This is a genomic window from Acinetobacter sp. YH12218, from assembly GCF_013417925.1.
In the GTDB taxonomy this organism is placed as follows: domain Bacteria; phylum Pseudomonadota; class Gammaproteobacteria; order Pseudomonadales; family Moraxellaceae; genus Acinetobacter; species Acinetobacter amyesii.
This window is the reverse complement of sequence record NZ_VPDB01000040.1, coordinates 11,796-30,178: the sequence shown is the minus strand read 5'-3', so window position 1 is coordinate 30,178 and position 18,383 is coordinate 11,796. Positions and strand designations below refer to the sequence as shown.

Below are 18,383 nucleotides of genomic sequence, written 5' to 3'. Positions count from 1 at the left end.
GTGCAGGGCGAGGTGAAGGCTTTGAACTGAGAACCGACCAATGGGGTGCAGTGCGAGCAGGACAAGGGCTCCTTGTCAGCACACACCCACAACAACAAGCAGCGGCAATGCACCTCGACGCACAAGCTGCAAAAGATCAAATCGAAGCCAATTTAAACAGCAGTAAAGCCTTAAGTGAAGTGGCGAAAAATCAACAAACTGACCCACTTGAAGTCTTGGATAACCTGAAAAACTTCCTTGGACAAATCGAAAAAGGCAGTAAAGAAAAAGCTGATGCCTTTAAACAAGCCTTAATGATTTTATCTGCACCAAACTCAATTGCTGTGAGTAGTCAGGAAGATATTCATCTTTCAGCCGATGGACAGATCAGCCAAAGTGCAGGCGATAGCATCAACCTCAGTAGCCAAAAATCTTTAATTGCCCATGCACAAAGCAAGATCAGTCTATTTGCGGCACAAGAAGGATTGCGTGCGTATGCAGGCAAAGGCAAAGTTGAAATCCAAGCCCAAGGAGATGGGGCTGATTTGATTGCACGAAAGGGTATTCAAATTATTTCCACAGAAGAAAATGTTGATATAAAAAGTCCAAAGGAAATTATTCTTACCGCTGGTGGGTCACAACTTAAAATTACTAGTGCAGGAATATTTCCAACAACTGCAGCGAAATTTGAGGTAAAGGCGGGGCAGCATAAGTTTGTGGGCGGACAACAAGTTAATTACAGTTTACCCGCATTAGGGGATCTAAAGAACTTTTTAGAGCTGAATTATCATTGGCCTGATTTGGAACCTATGAAAAATGCACCTTATCTTGTAATTTTTGAAAGTGGTCAAGAGTTTAAAGGTCATTTGGATGATAAAGGCTTCGCAAAAATTCCTAATATTCCCCTCAATGAATCTTATACAGTCTGGTATGGAGAAGATCAACGCGAAGTTGAAATTGAAGTTCTGGAAGATAATGCATTAGAAACTTTTACTGCTCAAGATGAGATCGAGCTTGAAGAATTATTAAAAGATTGGGATTTAGAAGACTAAATAGGTTTTTATATGGTTGATTTAAATAAAGATGATGTCGCAACAATTACTCAGGCTATAGCTATAGGTTTTTCACCGGCAGGTATTGCACTTGATGTGGCTGATCTAGCTAGAGCATCCTATAACCTATATCAAGAAAAATCAGATGATCATTACTTCGAAGTTGCGTTGTGTATTATTGGGTTTATTCCTGGACCTGGAGATGGAGTCAAAGCAGGTCTAAGAATAGTCAATAGAAAGCCAGAAATTTTGTTTGAATTAATTCGTTTTATTATGACGCACTGTAAAATTCATGGAGATCCTGAAAAATGGTTGGCAGAAGTAATCAGTGATAAGAAAATAAGGGAATTAATTCGAAGTGGTAAGCAGGCTTCTATTAATGCTTCGAATAATAATATTGATAGTAGATGGGCAAAGTATTGGGTTAATCAAAGTATAGAGCTTACGTTTAATTTCTTAGAGAACTCAATATCATCACTAATACAATTGTTGGCAAGAAAAGTCTTGCATTGGAAATCCAAAGTACCAAAGACTTCTGCTGATCGAAGACAAAACAGTAATGGAAATGGTCATCAAAATAGTTCCGCTCATGGTACGACTTACAATGGAAAAACAGGGCAAAATGGAGATGGCAAAGGCACTAAAGGCCGTACACTGTCAAAGACCGATATTTCAAAAGTTTTATCTAATTTAGAAGTTGGAGGTGTAGGTGAACATATGGCTGATTATTGGGTTGCTAATAAATTAGGAATCAAGGTTTCCCATGATTCAGGCAGTAAACCCAATGAAAAACTACAACGCACAATGACTAAACTGCATGTAGGAATTCATGATCAAGGAATTGATGCGATTTGGAAGTCTGATAAAAAAGATCTTGGTATAATGAATACCAAGACCTATGCCGTGATTGAGGCCAAAGCAAGTTTAAGTATGGGGAAGGGAACAGGACCAGGTTCTTTATTGAATGATTTAGATAAGCAACAAGATACAAGAGATCGACATAAAGAAAGGACTGATGCCAAAAAAGATAAACGTTCTGAAAAGAAACTTGTGCCAAAGCAGAAGTATTTGAGTAATCAGCAAATGAGTGAAAAATGGGTTGAAGCACGCTTATCTATTGTAGAAAAAAGACAAGTTCTACCTAGTTACAGCCGTCATTTACTTTATTTTAATTATGCTCATCCTGAAACTGTGGAGCATTTAAATACGTTAGCCGTTTCTATTCAAGATCAGCAACCTATTGATCATACAAAGCATCTAAATGAACATACACCATCAAATTTTTGGGGTGCAGCTAAAATTGATGAGGCTCTGAACAATCGAGTTACTCGAGCAAATACCAAAAATGGTTATACGAAATAAAATTAGATGATTAAAATGAGGAATCAACAATGTTAGATTTTACAGAACGACGTAGACAACAATTTCTAACTGAAGACTATTATAAAAGTGCCTATGATTTTTATATAGAAGACGTTGATTTTTGGAAAGAAAGTGATACGTTTGAAGATGATCAATACAATTGTGGTGAAGATAGGCGTTGGACGCTTATAACACATGATTATTCTTTTCTACTTTACCTTGTATACACAGCAGGAAAATCTATAGGGGAAGTTATCCCCTTATTTGAAAAAGTTATAGAAGGTTTTGAAAAACAATCTGAAGCCTTAGCTATCTTCCATAAGTCAAAAAAACCTTCTGTCATTCCAACTCAAAATGAAACGTTAAATATACTTGGTCTGGCTTTTTTATTAAATCGAAATGATTTATTTGATCGTATACATTCATTAGTCAATGGTGAGGGTGAAAGTCATACGTGTGAAGATGAAATTATTAATAAATTTTTTAAACTTAATGATCCTTCACATCCAACATTTAACGAAGGAAATTTATTTGCATTAGGTTATTCAAAATTATGTGATGTGATTGATAATGTGCTAGTTAAAAATAATAAAGAAACTGCTGTTAAATATTTAGATGAATACTTAGCTGATTGGTATCAAATGAATAAAAATGCACTTTGGTTTAATAGTCATTTAGAGCCTGCAGAAGAACTAAAATATTGTGGTTATTGGTCTTTTGAAGCAGCTGCTTTGGTTTATTTACTAGACTTAGATGATAGTTCCTTACATAAGCACTTGTTTTATCCTAAAGATATAGTTGCATGGGCTCGTAAAAATAATACTCAATCTGAAGTAACCCAAGAGAATCTAACTGTAATAAAAGTCAAAGCTGGCGAAAAATCCCCAAAAACGGGCTATTGGACAACCCCTGCACAAGAAGATTCACGCGTTCATGTGTTAAGAGGTGAAATGTTACCAACACTTTCTGAAACAGATTGGGGTGAAGTGTACTGGTATTTTAATGGTGAGGAATAAATAAAACATGCCCTTCGGGGCATTAATTTTAGGATTAATATGAATTTCGATAAATATAAAAGACAGATTTTTTTAACTGAAGAGTATTATTTAAAGACTAAAAAATACAATGAAGAAGGAATACCCTTATATTTAGAAAGTGATGCATTTGAAGATGATCAATATAATTGTGGAGAAGCTTCAAGATGGCAATCTATTACATGGATCTATCATTCTTTATTATATCTTCATTATACTGCAGGAAAGCCAATAGAAGAAATATCTCCATTATTTGAAAAAGTAATAGAAGGTTATGAAAAACAAGCAGAAGCATTAGGAGTTTTTAAAGCAAGTAAAAAGCCAGTTGTTATTGGTGGTGAAGGTGGTTTTATTGCATTAACTACAATTAGCTTAGCAGTATTGCTAAATAAAAATAATTTATTATCTACAATTAAACAATTAATCAATGGCGAGGATGGAGGAACTTTTAGTGAAGATGAAGTGATTAATAAGTTTTTAAAACTAACGGATTCTAATCATCCAGATACTGAAAGAGATGGGATATATAGTTATAATTTTTCAATATTATGCGATGTGATTGATAATGTAATAATTAAAAATAACAAAAATCATGCGATTGAACTGTTGGATGAATATTTGGCTGAGTGGTATCAAATGCATAAAAATACACTTTGGTACAATAGTCATTTAAATTTAGATAATTATTCATATGTTGGTTATTGGGCTTTTGAAGCAGCAGCTCTTGTTTATTTACTAGATTTGGATGACAGTTCTTTACATAAACATTTGTTTTATCCTAAAGATATAGTTGCATGGGCTCGTAAAAATAATACTCAATCTGAAGTAACATAAGACAAACTAACTGTATTAAAAGTCAAAGCTGGCGAAAAATCCCCAAAAACGGGCTATTGGACAACCCCTGCACAAGTGGATTCACGCGTTCATGTGTTAAGAGGTGAAATGTTACCAACACTTTCTAAGGCAGATTGGGGTGAAGTGTACTGGTATTTTAATGGTGAAGAATAAATAAAATATGCCCTTCGGGGCATTAATTTTAGGCTGAATATGAATTTTAAAATCGATCCTAAATTTTTATATTTATTAGAACATTTTAGTTCTAAAGAATTTTTTTATAGCATGAGAAATAACTATCAATCTTTTTTAGATCGTTTGGAATTGCTGTTTGCCGTTTGTATGAGAAATCTACCCTGTAATTATCTGGATTTTCCAATGCCAGAGCAAGTTGACATCAATTGGGGAGGGACGGTTTTACCGCTTTTAAGAAAAACCATGGATACTTTAGATTTTGCTTATATAAGAATAAAAGAAGGCGATCTAACATATTTAGATTGCGCATCAGAGATTCGATCGAATGACAAAGGTATGAGTGAGTTTTCAAAAAAATGGATGGATGAACTACCTCATGAAAATGTGAAAGAATGTTGGGATTTTTATACAAAGGCTAAGGCCGAGGCATTCATTATTGAAAATACCTATCCAACGTATTGGAATCAAGAAAGTATTGTTGATGAAATATTTGATATTTCAAAAATTAATATTCCTGTGTCATATCCCATTTATCGTATAAATCAAAGTATTAAAGTAAAATCGAATGAAAAAGTTGCGATAAAAGGTTTATATATTTCCGAATTTGTGCCGAACCGAATAGAATTTATGGCTCATAGTAATGAAGATGATAGAGGTTTTGGTAGTGTAATTCCCACTACAATAGATCCAGAAACTTATGAAACATATTATGAGAAAACAGATTGGTACTTGATTGAAAGAGTCGCAAATGAAGGGGGCAAGTTTACCGATCGAAGCTGAAATGATTTGTGTTGTCTGATGTGTGTTGATAAATGATAGCGAAATAACACATATGATTTATCCAAAAGATTTGGTTAAATTTTCCAGAGAATTTGTACCTTCCAAAATGATATAAGTAACCCATGTGCAAAAACGCTAAGAAGCGAAGTAGGACAAATTTGCCCTAAAATAGGTGAATGGTATAGTCCTGCGAATAACATGGAAAAACGTTATTTTAAACAGGGTGATGTTATGCCTGAGATTAAAGATAACCCTTGGGGTCTAACGATTTGGTATCTGACTGAATAAGTAGATGCCATTCGAGGTATGTTGGAATGGATGGGTATGTGTACTGGCAGCTTGATGGTGATAAATAGGATAGAGTTTCCTTTTGGTTCTTCGTTTCTAATAGATAATATTTTAAATTTTCTTTGATTATTATTTTTAATTAAATAAATTAAAACCCCATATTTTTTAAAGGATAATGATGAATTTTTAAAAACGAATTTAATACTTATCATACTTTCAGCAATAATTTTAATAGGGTGTAATACTAATTCAACAAAAACTTATGTGTTGACCACAACATCTTATGGTTATGATGCAAGATATATTCCTTATATTGTTGAATTAAATGGAGAAGAGTTAGGTGGAGGGCTAGGTAGTGGAACGAAAAGATCAGCAGTGATAACAGGAACTCAATATATTAAATGGGGAGAAGGTAATAGCTCTAAAAAGCATATTGCAACCAATGTCCCCACATTGACGAATGAAAATTTAAAAGATAAAAAATATTTAGCTGTACATATATATCCAGATGACAGTGTGGAAATTAATTTATCGAATGAATTACCTGATGCTACTGAGAAAGGTTTAGAGTGGAGAGCAAAAATTATTGATGAATTGAAGGTAAAAGAAGAAAAATAGCTGTATCAGTCATTAGTGGCATATAGATAAAAAAAAAGCGCATGATGACATGCGCTTTTTAATTTTCAGCTAATTATTTTTCAACGAATGCACGTTCAATCACGTAGTCGCCTAGAACGCCCATCTTAGGAGATTCTTTCAGACCGTGCTGGTCAAGTAGTGCAGCAACGTCGTCTAGGAATGCAGGTGAACCGCAAAGCATTGCGCGGTCAGTTTCAGGGTTGAAACGTGGAAGCCCAATTTTTTCGAAAAGTTGACCAGATTCAATGGCAGTAGTTACACGGCCTTGAGTATGGAATTCTTCACGAGTTACCGTAGGGTAGTAAACCAATTTTTCTTTCGCGCCTAATTCACCAAAGAATTCGTGGTTAGGAATTTCATCTAAGATTAAATCTTGATAAGCCAATTCCGAAATGAAACGTGTACCATGTACAACGATGATTTTTTCAAAACGTTCGTAAGTTTCAGGGTCACGAATTACAGAAAGGAACGGTGCAAGACCTGTACCTGAAGAAAGTAGGTATAAGTTTTTACCAGGGTTTAAGTCATCTAGAACCAACGTACCTGTAGGTTTTTTAGATACTAAAATTTCATCGCCAACTTTTACTTTTTGTAAAATAGACGTTAAAGGACCATCTGGAACTTTAATAGAGAAAAACTCTAATTCTTCTTCATAGTTTGCGCTTGCAATAGAATAAGCGCGCATTAAAGGCTTACCATTTACTTCAAGGCCGATCATCACAAATTGACCGTTTTTAAAACGTAACGCAGTATCGCGAGTGGTTTTAAAAGAGAATAAAGTGTCATTCCAATGGTGGACGTGAGTAATCTTTTCGACGTTAAAAGCAGCCATTAAAGGTCTCAATAAAATTATCAAATTAGAACAGCTTACTATTCTAATCTAAAATCATTCTCGATAAACTGAATATATTTAATTGAACTTATCAGAAAAAGTGATTATGTCTGAGCTTAAAATGCCAATTATCGGGTATATGAAATCTCCCTACCGAGAAAAATTTGGTATTCCACGTCAGCCGAATTTGGTGCAAGTCGAATCTTATATTGAAATGCTAGAACCTTATAACGATTTATTGGCTTTCGAAGGGATTGATGATTTTAGTCATCTTTGGCTGATTTGGCAGTTTCATGAAAATAAAAATGCAGATTCGACAAAATTTCGTCCGCAAGTTCGTCCTCCGCGTTTAGGTGGTAATCAAAAAATCGGGGTATTTGCGACACGAAGTATGTACCGACCGTCACCTATGGGCTTGTCGGTTGTGCAGCTCAAAGGAGTGAAAAAAGTCGGAAAATCGGTATGTGTCTATGTGGTCGGTAGTGATTTGTTGGATGGAACACCAATTTTAGATATCAAACCCTATATTCAATATTCAGATGCAGTTATGGATGCGCAAAGCGGTTATGCGCAGGATGAGCCAGAAAGAAAATCTGTGATTTGGTCAGAGCACGCTGAGCAACAAAAACAGGTATTTTTGAATAATGGCAATTTAACCGAACAATTAACAGCAGAACTGGAACAAGTATTGAGTTTAGATCCACGTCCTGCTTATCAGCATGATGATGAACGTGTGTATGGCATGTTATTTGGTGGATTGAATGTAAAATTTCAGGTCTGTGATCTACAAATTCTGATTATTGATATATCTCAATAAAAAAGGAGCTTTTAGCTCCTTTTTTATTAAATGTGTAAATTATTTATTTGCTGCAAAACTTTGTTTGATTGCGTTAAGAGCAACATCGTTATACATGCTGCAAGAGTTCTCAGCTAATTGTTTAAACTCTAAAAATTGAGTTTTTTGAGTAGGATTTGTTGAAGTATTTATCCAATTATCAATAATCTTAATTAAATCCTGCATATTGTATTCCACTCCTTTAGGAGATGGGTAAGCGTCATAGAAACGATTTTTATATTGAGCTACGCCATATTCACTCTCATCATCAGCTACGGTATAGGCTACAGTATCTTTCATGATGTATTTTTTCGCAGTAATATCTGTACTAAGATCAGCCCACCAGTCAGCTAAAAAACTTTGACTTTCACTATCTGAGGAATCTGTTAAATCTAAATACTGTTCACTATTTGATACTTTATTTAATTGTAAACAGCGAGAACCAGCGGGAAACTTAATATTTGAAATAGCTGTTAAGTATTTGAGAGCATCGTTAGAAATATAGTTGCTTGAATCAGTAATATTATTTTTTATGATCCAATAATTATAGGCATCAACTTGAGAGGCAATGATTTCACCTTCAAGATTGAAAGATTTCATTGTTGTTGTAATTTTTAGACCTGATGAATTAATAGAGGAATGAGGACTTAGCGTCCACACATTATTTGCAATGGATATATTGCCATTCAGATAGCCATACGAACTGTGTAGAGATCCTTCATCATACAAGCCATTCGTTGTGACCATAAATGAATCGCTACTTTCTGAAGTATATAATTTACCATTATCGATAGTTGCAGTATCACTTTCGTATGACAGCACATCACTTTCACTGTCGAGTTCAAAAGTTGACCACTGTTGGAAAGCAGCATTTGGTACTGGTGGATTTTCACTGGAATTATTATTAGATGTAGAGCTTCCACCGCCACTGCCGCAGGCAGTTATGCTAAGAATAGTCATCGTATAAATTGCTAATATTTTTATTTTCATCATAAATCTTCTTATATCGTTGTTATAAAGCCCTGAGAGGCAAATTTATTATAGCTTAAATTTATGAATGTTTTTATTAATAAAAAAAATAGTATGCTTTCAGAAAACCTATGTGCAAAACACAAATGACACAAGCGTGCCTTTAGAATTTTTTTGCTATAGTAGTTCTATGTTTGGGGAACATAGAACAATGACTTTTAATTTTGAAATTGACACTTCTTGGTGTTTAGACCAATTACAAAAAGATGGACGAATTACTGAACGCGACAAAATGCTGATTCAAACCACGCACCGTCAGCGTGAGCAGTTGAAATGGCATCCTCTACAATGGATTGCCAATTTTAATTTAGTCGATCAGAGTCATTCGCAGTCTACCTTAACACTCAATAGACTCTGTCAATGGTTGGCAGAAAAGTCTGGTGTGCCGTTTTATATTATCGATCCTTTAAAAGCTGATGTGCCTGCTTTGACAGCCATTATGTCGCAGGAATTTGCAGTACGAAATCGCATTTTAGCGGTTGAATTACAAAATGAGCATGTGTTGATTGCAACGGATCAACCTTATAAAAATGAATGGATTGCCAATTTAGAAAGAACAGTTTTACCACGAAAGATTCAACGTGTATTACTCAGTCCAGATCAACTACAGCGCTACTTGGTTGAATATTACCAAGTGAGTCGTGCGGTCAGTAATTCGCAAAAATCATCGAGTTATGACCGTGAAAATAAAGGCGTTGAAGCGCTATTACAATTAGGTGATACACAAAATCCAGATGCCAATGATCAGCATATTGTGAAGCTTGTCGATTGGGTCTTACAGTTTGCCTTCGAACAAGGTGCAAGTGATATTCACCTCGAGCCGCGTAAAGATACAGGAAAGGTGCGTTTTCGTATCGATGGCGTATTGCATACCATCTACAACATGCCCGCAAATACCCTGACAGCCGTGGTCTCGCGAATTAAGATCTTAGGTCGGATGAATGTGGCTGAAAAACGTAAACCGCAAGATGGACGTTTAAAAACCCGTACACCCAAAGGCCAAGAAACAGAGCTGCGTTTATCGACGTTGCCAACGGCCTTTGGTGAAAAGTTGGTTATGCGTATTTTTGACCCTGAAGTCTTGGTACGTAGTTTCCAACAGCTCGGTTTTGAAGGGCGTCTGTTAGATGATTGGAAGGCCTTAACCAGTCATAGTCACGGTATTATTTTAGTGACTGGTCCGACGGGTTCGGGTAAAACCACCACGCTTTATTCATCGCTCAAGCAATTGGCAACTGAAGAAGTGAATGTCTGTACGATTGAAGACCCGATTGAGATGTTAGAGCCGAGCTTTAACCAAATGCAGGTGAATACAGGGATTGATTTAGGCTTTGCTGATGGTGTACGGGCTTTAATGCGTCAAGACCCTGACATTATCATGGTCGGGGAGATCCGAGATCATGATACGGCAAATATGGCAATCCAAGCTGCATTAACAGGTCATTTGGTGCTTTCAACTTTACATACCAATGATGCACCATCGAGTTTGACGCGATTACATGATCTGGGGATTCAGCCTTTTTTAACGGCAGCGACCATTTTAGGGGTTTTGGCACAACGTTTGGTTCGTCAACTCTGTCCACATTGTAAGCGTGAGACTTTTATCAATGAACAAGAGTGGAAACATTTGACCTTTGAATATGCGATACAAATGCCTGATTTTGTCTACGAGGCGGTGGGCTGTGATGAATGTCGTCAAACGGGGTATAAAGGCCGTGTGGGGATTTATGAATTTATGCCGCTCAGTATTGAAACCAAGCAATTGATTGGTGCCAATGCAGATTTAACCCAATTACGTACACAGGCACGTAAAGAGCATGTCGAACCATTACGAATTGCAGGTGCGCGTAAAGTACTTGCAGGTGTGACGACTTTAGAAGAAGTTCTGCGTGTCGTACCGCTCAACTAATGGTTCGATCAAATAAATAAAAACGTCTTTGCAGCTTAAGATTCGACTCATCTTGCTTTGTTTAAATAGCGCTATCGAAATAGACAAAGTAAGAGAGATCGAAGATGAAAACATTCACTCAATTGGTATGTGGTTTAGCATTTGCAGGTGTGGCATCGGTTGCAGTCGCGAATACAGCAGTTAATCAAACAGCTGTTGCACCGATGAAAACCACATCAGTGAAACATGCCTTAGGCTTAAAAGATGACAGTAAGGTTCAATTGAAAGGTTATGTTGTGAAATCGATGGGCGATGAAAAATATCAGTTCCGCGATAGCACAGGCAGCATTACAGTGGATATTGATGATGAACTTTGGCAAGGCAAAGCAATTTCAGCTAAAACACCGGTAACGCTCATTGGTGAAATCGACATTGATTACAAACCAACAAAACGCGTTGAAGTGGATGTCGATCAAGTAAGATTTTAATTTAGCCTGTCATTCAATACAGTGCTGCTCCATGAAAAAAACCACGGCTTGCTGTGGTTTTTTTATGTTATGAGCAGATATGAGCAAAAGTTCGATACACTGAAGTCGTGACCATAGAAATAGGGTAGGTAAGATGCGAATTTTATTGGCAGAAGATGATGCATCCCAAGCAGACAGTATAAAAACATGGCTTGAAATGGATGGCTATAGTGTCGATTGGGTTGATCGCGGCGATCACGCTATTTTGGCTTTAGAACAACATCAATATGATTGCATACTTTTAGATCGTGGCTTACCAAAAGTAACTGGTGATGAAATTTTAAAACGTATCGTACAGTTGCATCCGTTTACACCAGTTTTATTCATTACTGCTCGGGACAGTATTGCAGATCGTGTTGAAGGTTTAGATCTGGGAGCCCATGATTATTTGGTGAAACCGTTTAGCTTAGAAGAGTTGTCAGCAAGGGTACGTGCCCAATTACGCTTGCATCATCAGCAGCGTGATAATTGTCTGACTTTTGGTGATTTAAGTTTAGATGTACATGCCAAAACGCTGCGTAAAAATGCGGAATTGATTACGTTGACTTCGCGTGAATATCAAATTTTGCATAAGATGATGTTGAATCCAGAGCATATTATGACGCGTAGCCAACTCGAAGAATCACTCTATGCTTGGGGCGATGAAGTTGAAAGTAATGCGATCGAAGTTTTTATTTACCAATTGCGTAAGAAGATTGGCAGTGATTACATTAAAACCTTAAGGGGTTTGGGTTATCGCATGAATCTTCCGCAACAAAGTTAAGTCTATGAGTGATAAAAAAAGCATTTCCTTACAGTCGCAACTGATTAAAACCTCACTGCTCAGTGCAATTTGGGCGGGAGCAATCTCTCTGTGTCTGATGTTGGGATTTGGTTTGTATCACATCATGAATGTACACGATGCCCTGATGGACGAAGTGGCAGATATGCTTACTGCTACTGATCTAACGCTGAAGCAAGACGAACAAATAGATGAACTGAGTGAAGAGTTTGATATGCAATATCAACTCATGCAAGGGTCGCAAGTCTTAACCACATCGGAACAACACACAGCATTTGAACATCAGCCCAATTTAAAACAAGGGTTGCATTATCAATGGAGAGAAGGCGCGCTTTGGCGTAGCTATGCACTTCAGGACGATGGATTAACCGTACAAATCGTTCAACCGATGAAAACACGGCTGAGGGAAACGCTGCAAAGCGTACTAGGCTATGCAGGGATTCTGTTGATTGTCTGGTTAATCCAATGGCTATTACTGCATATTTTGATTAAACGTCAATTGAAAGTTTTACAGCTATTTTCAAAACAAATCGCTGAAAAAAATGTAGATGACCTACAAGCCATCGTCTTACCTGAACCTGTATTACAGGAACTAGAGCCGATCCAAATACAGCTGAATTTTTTATTAAGCCGATTAGATCAAGCCTTAGAGGCGGAACAGCGTTTTACCTCAGATGCCTCACATGAATTACGCTCACCATTGTCTGCGATTCAAATGCGACTTCAGGTATTAAAACGGAAATATCCTGACATTCAGCACGATTTATTGAGCATACAGCACGATGTTAATCGAGGGACAAGGGTTTTAGAAAATCTACTGATTTTGGCGCGGCTCGACCCGACGCAATCGGAGCAATTAGATAAAAAACAGGACGACTTAGAACAGCTGAGTTTACAAGTCATTGATGCTTTACAGCCGTTTATTGAAGAAAAGCAGATCGAATTGAAGCTACAGAGTCACACTGTACGGTTTGCTATGAATGCCGAATTGATGTTTAGCTGTCTGCGAAACTTAGTCGATAACGCCATCCGCTATAGTCCTGAGCAAGGACAGGTCAAGATTGATTTAACGGTAACAGCACAGCAGGCGGCTTGGACGATTGAAAATCAAGGTGCAGGACTGACAGCCGCAGAATTGCAACGCATTGGCGAACGGTTTTACCGCGTATTAGGAACAAAGACACAAGGTTCAGGTTTAGGCATTTCAATTGCACAAAAAATTGTACAGTTACATCAAGGTCAATTCAGTGTGGATGCCTCTGAACTGGGCGGCTTAAAGGTACAACTCACTTTTCCAATCCGCTAAAAACACGATTTGCTCTATTGAATTTGAACGAAAGAGTGTTGTGAGAGGAAGATGAGTGTTGCGATTTAAATTAAGTTTGAGTAGCTATAAAACTTAATTTAACTAAGTACAAAACTTAAAAAAGCAGTAAGCGAATGGCTTACTGCTTGTGTCCACGATTATTTTTATTGCGCTGATAATTATTATTTTTATCAGAAATTATTTGGTCAAAATAAGGCGATTATTTCGTGTTAAACGTAGTCGATATTCTTCACCTGCATGCATAATTCGAATTTCACGTCCTAAGGCAAAAAGGTTGTTTGAATGTAGCATAGGCAGTGAGTGGTGTGCTTCATTGCTACGAGTAAAAAGGCTAAATGGTGCGTTCATTCCGTCGACTCCGTGGTGTATTTCTGAATGGTTTAAATGATAATCATTATCGAATAGGCCTGTCAACGGTAATTTTAGGATTTTATAAAAAAGATAAATTTGCTTACACTTGGTTATCAATTGGAACAGAGCAGAGAGCAAGGAACTATGTCGAAACCGCAAATTGATGTCGCCATTGCGATTTTATTGCATCAAGACAAAGTACTGGTGGGTTGGCGTGAAGCAAAACAACATCAGGGCAATAAACATGAGTTTCCGGGTGGTAAAGTCGAGCAGGGTGAAAGTCCTGAACAAGCGTGTCGTCGTGAAATTTTTGAAGAAGTTGGCATCGGTTTACACGACTGGCATGCTTTTGATTTTATTCAACATGAATATGATGATGTTATTGTGAAATTACATTTATTTCATGCCACCGTCCCGCATGCGTTGCTGAATGAAATCCAAAAGCCATGGGCCTGGTATTCGCGTCAACAACTGATGAGCTTGAATTTTCCAAAGGCCAATCAAGCTATTTTGCAGCGTTTATATTGGCAGCAACAGATCAAAATCACTGCTGATCTACCAACATTTGAAACGCTTCAAGAGACGCTTTTGTATTATTGGCGAGTCGATGCCAGCGCAGAAAATGCAGAGGCATTAAATCAATTACCAACAGTGATTTTAAAACAACTGATGATTAATGAAGATCTATGGTCATTGCTCTCTACAGAGGTGCAAGCACATATTTCGGCTTTACATCTTAAGCAGTACCAATTGCTGAAAAAAAATAAAGGTGATTTACAGCTTGGGAAGCGCTATATCGCAGCTTGTCATGATCAAGTTTCTGTGCTGCATGCGCAAAAAATTGGCTGTGATGCTATTTTTATGAGCCCAGTTCTGGCGACACAAAGTCATCCTGAGGCGCAAGGAATGGGATGGGCGCATTTTTCTGAGATTGCACGAAGCATAGAAATCCCTGTTTTTGCTTTAGGTGGAATGCGTCCTGAATTGCTACCTATTGCACAGCAACACCATGCTTATGGGGTGGCCGGTATTCGCAGTTTTTAAATTAAAAACTGATGTTACGCAGTAACATCAGACGCACAGTTTGCTTCAGATAAAAGAATGATACACGGTAAGGTCATCCGCAAGTGTTTGAGATAGGACTCCTTCTAATCAAAAATGGTTTTGCGATACTTTGAATAATTTGACGCTAGTGAACGAGTTTTGTCGGTGAGGTGCATTGCACCGCAAGATGGTTTCCTTGCGAAGCACGCTTCTCATTTTGCCTAATGAGAACCATTGTTTTGTAAGAGTACCTCCAGCCGAAGGCTAATCCCTTTATTCAAACCCTAGATGTAAGACACCGTTGAATAGACTTAAAATTCATTTTTAATATGCGAAATTACTTTTAGGTGCGTAACATCAGTTAAAAATACGTGCATTGAATTAAATTTGTATTTGAAAGTCGATATTCAGATTTAAAATAACTTTTAGAAATAAACTTACTTTTAGTATGTAATGAATAAAAAAGCCTGATCTCAATTAAGATCAAGCTTTTTTACGGGGTGCTTAAAGAGCTTTAATTGCTTGTTGTGCTTTTTGAATGGTGCTGCTTTTCTTTTGCATTTGACCGGCTTTTAAAACAACATTCCAAAGCTGTTGTTTCATCGGCTTGGTTTGAGCATAGCTTAATCCACGCAGTGCCAACGATTCTGCATTCGCAGGCTGATTTTTTCGATTGGCGATCATTGCCAAATATAAAAAAGTTTCCGCAGATTGTGGTGCCAAACGCTGTGCTTGAGTTGCCGCACTTTCAGCTTCATTCCATTTTCCATTGGCATAAGCGGTTTGCGTAGTTTGCATCAATTTTTTGAATGCAGGCAAGTCACGACCATCATCAAATTTTTGAATTTGGGTTTTCTGCTCAGGAATAACGATGCGTTGACGTTTAATTTCTGGATGGTCATATGGCGTAATAATGACCCCAGAAGAGTCATGGATATCTGCCTTTTTTTCAGGTGGAGCAGGCGGCTTTTGCTCAGGTTCGACTATGGTTTGGCAACCAGCCAAAATGATCGTCAAAACGCTCAGAATACTGAACGTTTTTAAAACTTTAATGTTTTGCAATTTAATTTGTATACTCTCCACTTGAGATGATGCGAGGTTGATCAGATGAACCCTGGTCATTATCGACATCACTTTCACGAATGTAGTCACCTAAACTATCATTTTGTTCCTGAGTTGGCTGCGTCTCTTCAGTATCAACTGTGTAAGGTTCTACTTCATATTGTGTCGAACCACATGCCGTCGCTTGATTTGGAATAGAGTTGCGCGACAGAGGAATATACATCGCACCTGTACAATGCTGTGCAGATAAATTACCTGAATAACGGTCTAACCAATGCCACTGTACGCTGTCTGGTTGACGTAAATTAACTGGCTTTTGACGTAACTGCTTCATGACATTGGTCCAAACCGGAAGTGCTCCTGACGAACCAGTTAAGCCTGTAACTTTGTTGTTGTCTAAACCTAACCAAACCACACTTAAATAATTACCTGAATAACCTGCAAACCATGAGTCACGCGTATCATTGGTTGTCCCTGATTTACCTGCAAGTTTGAGTGAAGCTGGTAATGATGCATAAGCAGAACGGCCTGTCCCTGAACTCATGACTTGTTGTAAACCATAGTTCAAGATAAAGGCTGCATCAGGTGCAATAGTCGGTTGTACCGTTAAGCTATAACGATCTAATAAACGACCATTGGCATCGACCACTGAACGAATAGCTTTCACTGGATATTTGAAGCCACCGGTTGCAAAGTTGCCATACACACTCATCACTTCCATCGGTGACATATCGATAGCACCAAGGTAAATCGAAGGGTAGTTTGGAATATTAGACGTCACACCAAACTTTTTCAGATGGTTAATAAAAGTCGACATACCGAACTCTTGACCTAAGCGTACCGCAGAGAGGTTATAAGAGTTTGATAGGGCATCGACCATTGGTACAACACCATGTGCACCACCACTATAGTTTTTCGGTGTCCAAGCTTTGCCATCACTTTGAATGCTGATCGGACTGTCTTCGATTTGACTCGCCCAGTTATAGCGGTTGGATTCTATCGCACTGAGGTAAATCACAGGTTTTAGCAATGAACCAACTTGACGTTTAGCATCCATTGTACGGTTAAAGCCAGTAAAGTCCTGCGTTGAACCCACTGCTGAAACCAATTCACCATTTTCAGGATGAGACACCAGTACAGCGCCTTGTAATTCTTTCAAACGTGCTGGATTAGCATTGCTTAAACGTGCCACAGATTCTTTAAATGCAGTTTGTACACGAGTTTGAGCAATCGGGTCCATCGCGGTGAAAATACGAAGACCTTGATTGGTCAAATCGCTTTCTTGGTATTCGGTACGCAGTTGACGACGCACGATATCCATATAGTCTGGGAAGCGAGAAGGGCCCAATGTTGGTTTTGTAATGACATTTAATGGACGTGCTGACTCAGTTTCATATTGTTCTTGAGTTAAATAGCCCATCACCACCATATTGTTTAACACAATATTACGGCGTTTAATCGCACCTTCAGGGTTTTTCCACGGATTATATAGGGTCGGACCTTGAACCAAACCGACTAAATACGCCTGCTGAGCAATATTTAGTTCACGCAGCGGTAAACCAAAATAGAATTGTGAAGCTAAACCATAACCATTGATGGAATAGTTACCGTTTTGCCCTAAGTTCACTTCGTTTAAATAAGCTTCAAGAATTTCATCTTTGTCATAGTGAAGTTCAATCAGCATCGCCATTAAGGCTTCATTGGCCTTACGCTTAATGGTTCTCTCAGGCGATAAATAGAAATTTTTCACCAATTGCTGAGTGAGGGTTGAACCACCTTGACGTTTACCACCTGTGACATTACTCACGATGGCACGTGCTGTACCACGAATGGAAATACCATGATGCTGATAGAAATTACGGTCTTCTGTAGCAATTAAAGCTTGGATTAAAGGCTTAGGTACTTTATCAAGTTTAATCAGCACACGGTCTTCATTGTGCTGAGGATAAATACCACCAATTAACATCGGCTCTAAACGGGCAATACCACTACTTGAAGGTTTAGTCGCACTTACTTCAGTGATTTGATCTTCACCAAAGGTCACTTTAAGGACTTGTTCCGGGTCGACACTATCACCAAAGTCAAAACCACGCGTATGGATATAGGTCACATTGCCAGAAGTAACGTAACTCCCTGTTTTCGCATAGCTATCTTGAGCGTTATAGCCCAAAAGTTTCAGTTCTTGGTTGAGGTCTGCTTGGCTTACAGGCGCATTGGTATAAATTTCTAAAGGACGTGCAAATACCTTGGCTGGAATATCCCAACGTTGACCTTCGAATTTGTCCCGTACAATATTATCTAGACGAATAAGATAAATGCTGAACACGAGAAATCCGCCGATAATCAACAGCGAAAAAATCAGTGCAATTATGCCTATGCCACGTTCAGACTTCATAAATAGTGATAAGACCCTGAGAAATTTTGCTAATCATGCGAAGCTTTTCAGTATTTTGCAATATTTAAACTGTTATATGTATGCAAAATATTGGAAGCTACTTCACTAAAGTCGAAACTTTAAAGTTTTTTTAAATCATTTCTGTTAGT

General features: G+C 37.8%; 17 protein-coding genes. 12 read left to right on the top strand and 5 right to left on the bottom strand.

The genetic code is table 11. From position 1 onward, the window contains the following. From FTV03_RS11720 to FTV03_RS11695, 6 genes are all read left to right on the top strand, one after another. The coding region (locus FTV03_RS11720) for a type VI secretion system Vgr family protein (RefSeq protein ID WP_180041490.1) at positions 1-1,031 on the top strand (1,031 nt) is incomplete at its 5' end. 12 nt (positions 1,032-1,043) lie between these two features. Then, the gene (locus FTV03_RS11715) at positions 1,044-2,393 is read left to right on the top strand and encodes a hypothetical protein (RefSeq protein ID WP_180020817.1); all 1,350 of its coding nucleotides are present in this window, start codon (positions 1,044-1,046) and stop codon (positions 2,391-2,393) included. Positions 2,394-2,422: 29 nt separating this feature from the next. Beyond that, positions 2,423-3,409 (top strand): PoNe immunity protein domain-containing protein, encoded by a 987-nt coding sequence (locus FTV03_RS11710; RefSeq protein ID WP_180020819.1) that lies wholly within the window; start codon positions 2,423-2,425, stop codon positions 3,407-3,409. 39 nt (positions 3,410-3,448) lie between these two features. After that, entirely contained in the window at positions 3,449-4,261 is an 813-nt protein-coding gene (locus tag FTV03_RS11705) for a PoNi-like cognate immunity protein (RefSeq protein ID WP_257220770.1), read from the top strand. Between the two features lie 213 nt (positions 4,262-4,474). Next, a complete protein-coding gene (locus FTV03_RS11700) occupies positions 4,475-5,236 on the top strand; it encodes a hypothetical protein (RefSeq protein WP_180020821.1) in 762 nt (253 codons plus the stop codon). Positions 5,237-5,788: 552 nt separating this feature from the next. Beyond that, on the top strand, positions 5,789-6,142 hold the full coding sequence (locus FTV03_RS11695) for a hypothetical protein (RefSeq protein ID WP_373685140.1): 354 nt from the start codon (positions 5,789-5,791) through the stop codon (positions 6,140-6,142). 73 nt (positions 6,143-6,215) lie between these two features. Here FTV03_RS11695 and FTV03_RS11690 read toward each other — a convergent pair whose 3' ends face one another. After that, the gene (locus tag FTV03_RS11690; protein WP_078189109.1) at positions 6,216-6,995 is read right to left on the bottom strand and encodes a ferredoxin--NADP reductase; all 780 of its coding nucleotides are present in this window, start codon (positions 6,993-6,995) and stop codon (positions 6,216-6,218) included. Between the two features lie 106 nt (positions 6,996-7,101). On the opposite strand from FTV03_RS11690, the gene tsaA reads away from it, so the two are divergent. Then, complete coding sequence (tsaA, locus tag FTV03_RS11685) at positions 7,102-7,812, top strand: tRNA (N6-threonylcarbamoyladenosine(37)-N6)-methyltransferase TrmO (protein ID WP_180020823.1); 711 nt, start codon at positions 7,102-7,104, stop codon at positions 7,810-7,812. 39 nt (positions 7,813-7,851) lie between these two features. On the opposite strand, the gene FTV03_RS11680 is transcribed toward tsaA, so the two are convergent. After that, on the bottom strand, positions 7,852-8,823 hold the full coding sequence (locus FTV03_RS11680; RefSeq protein WP_180020825.1) for a hypothetical protein: 972 nt from the start codon (positions 8,821-8,823) through the stop codon (positions 7,852-7,854). 187 nt (positions 8,824-9,010) lie between these two features. Here FTV03_RS11680 and FTV03_RS11675 point away from each other — a divergent pair, with 187 nt between their 5' ends. The 4 genes from FTV03_RS11675 to FTV03_RS11660 all read left to right on the top strand — a co-directional run bounded on the left by FTV03_RS11675 (position 9,011) and on the right by FTV03_RS11660 (position 13,361). Beyond that, positions 9,011-10,768, top strand: coding sequence for a GspE/PulE family protein (locus tag FTV03_RS11675; protein ID WP_180041489.1), 1,758 nt, complete (start codon positions 9,011-9,013; stop codon positions 10,766-10,768). A 104-nt stretch (positions 10,769-10,872) separates the two neighbouring features. Beyond that, positions 10,873-11,235, top strand: coding sequence for a NirD/YgiW/YdeI family stress tolerance protein (locus tag FTV03_RS11670; RefSeq protein ID WP_180020829.1), 363 nt, complete (start codon positions 10,873-10,875; stop codon positions 11,233-11,235). 133 nt (positions 11,236-11,368) lie between these two features. Continuing rightward, positions 11,369-12,037, top strand: a complete 669-nt coding sequence (locus FTV03_RS11665; protein WP_180020831.1) for a response regulator transcription factor — start codon at positions 11,369-11,371, stop codon at positions 12,035-12,037. 4 nt (positions 12,038-12,041) lie between these two features. After that, positions 12,042-13,361 (top strand): HAMP domain-containing sensor histidine kinase, encoded by a 1,320-nt coding sequence (locus tag FTV03_RS11660; RefSeq protein WP_180020833.1) that lies wholly within the window; start codon positions 12,042-12,044, stop codon positions 13,359-13,361. 198 nt (positions 13,362-13,559) lie between these two features. Here FTV03_RS11660 and hemP read toward each other — a convergent pair whose 3' ends face one another. Beyond that, on the bottom strand, positions 13,560-13,730 hold the full coding sequence (gene hemP, locus FTV03_RS11655) for a hemin uptake protein HemP (RefSeq protein WP_078189103.1): 171 nt from the start codon (positions 13,728-13,730) through the stop codon (positions 13,560-13,562). A gap of 147 nt (positions 13,731-13,877) precedes the next feature. Between hemP and FTV03_RS11650 the strand changes: the two genes are divergently transcribed. Beyond that, positions 13,878-14,777 carry an NUDIX domain-containing protein gene (locus FTV03_RS11650; protein ID WP_180020835.1) on the top strand — a complete coding sequence of 300 codons (900 nt, stop codon included), beginning with the start codon at positions 13,878-13,880 and terminating at the stop codon, positions 14,775-14,777. Between the two features lie 504 nt (positions 14,778-15,281). Here the strand turns inward: FTV03_RS11650 and FTV03_RS11645 are convergent. Beyond that, the gene (locus tag FTV03_RS11645; protein WP_257220768.1) at positions 15,282-15,899 is read right to left on the bottom strand and encodes a tetratricopeptide repeat protein; all 618 of its coding nucleotides are present in this window, start codon (positions 15,897-15,899) and stop codon (positions 15,282-15,284) included. Then, on the bottom strand, positions 15,841-18,234 hold the full coding sequence (gene mrcB, locus FTV03_RS11640) for a penicillin-binding protein 1B (protein WP_180041488.1): 2,394 nt from the start codon (positions 18,232-18,234) through the stop codon (positions 15,841-15,843). The genes FTV03_RS11645 and mrcB overlap by 59 nt, the downstream gene beginning before the upstream one ends. Positions 18,235-18,383 lie beyond the last annotated feature (149 nt).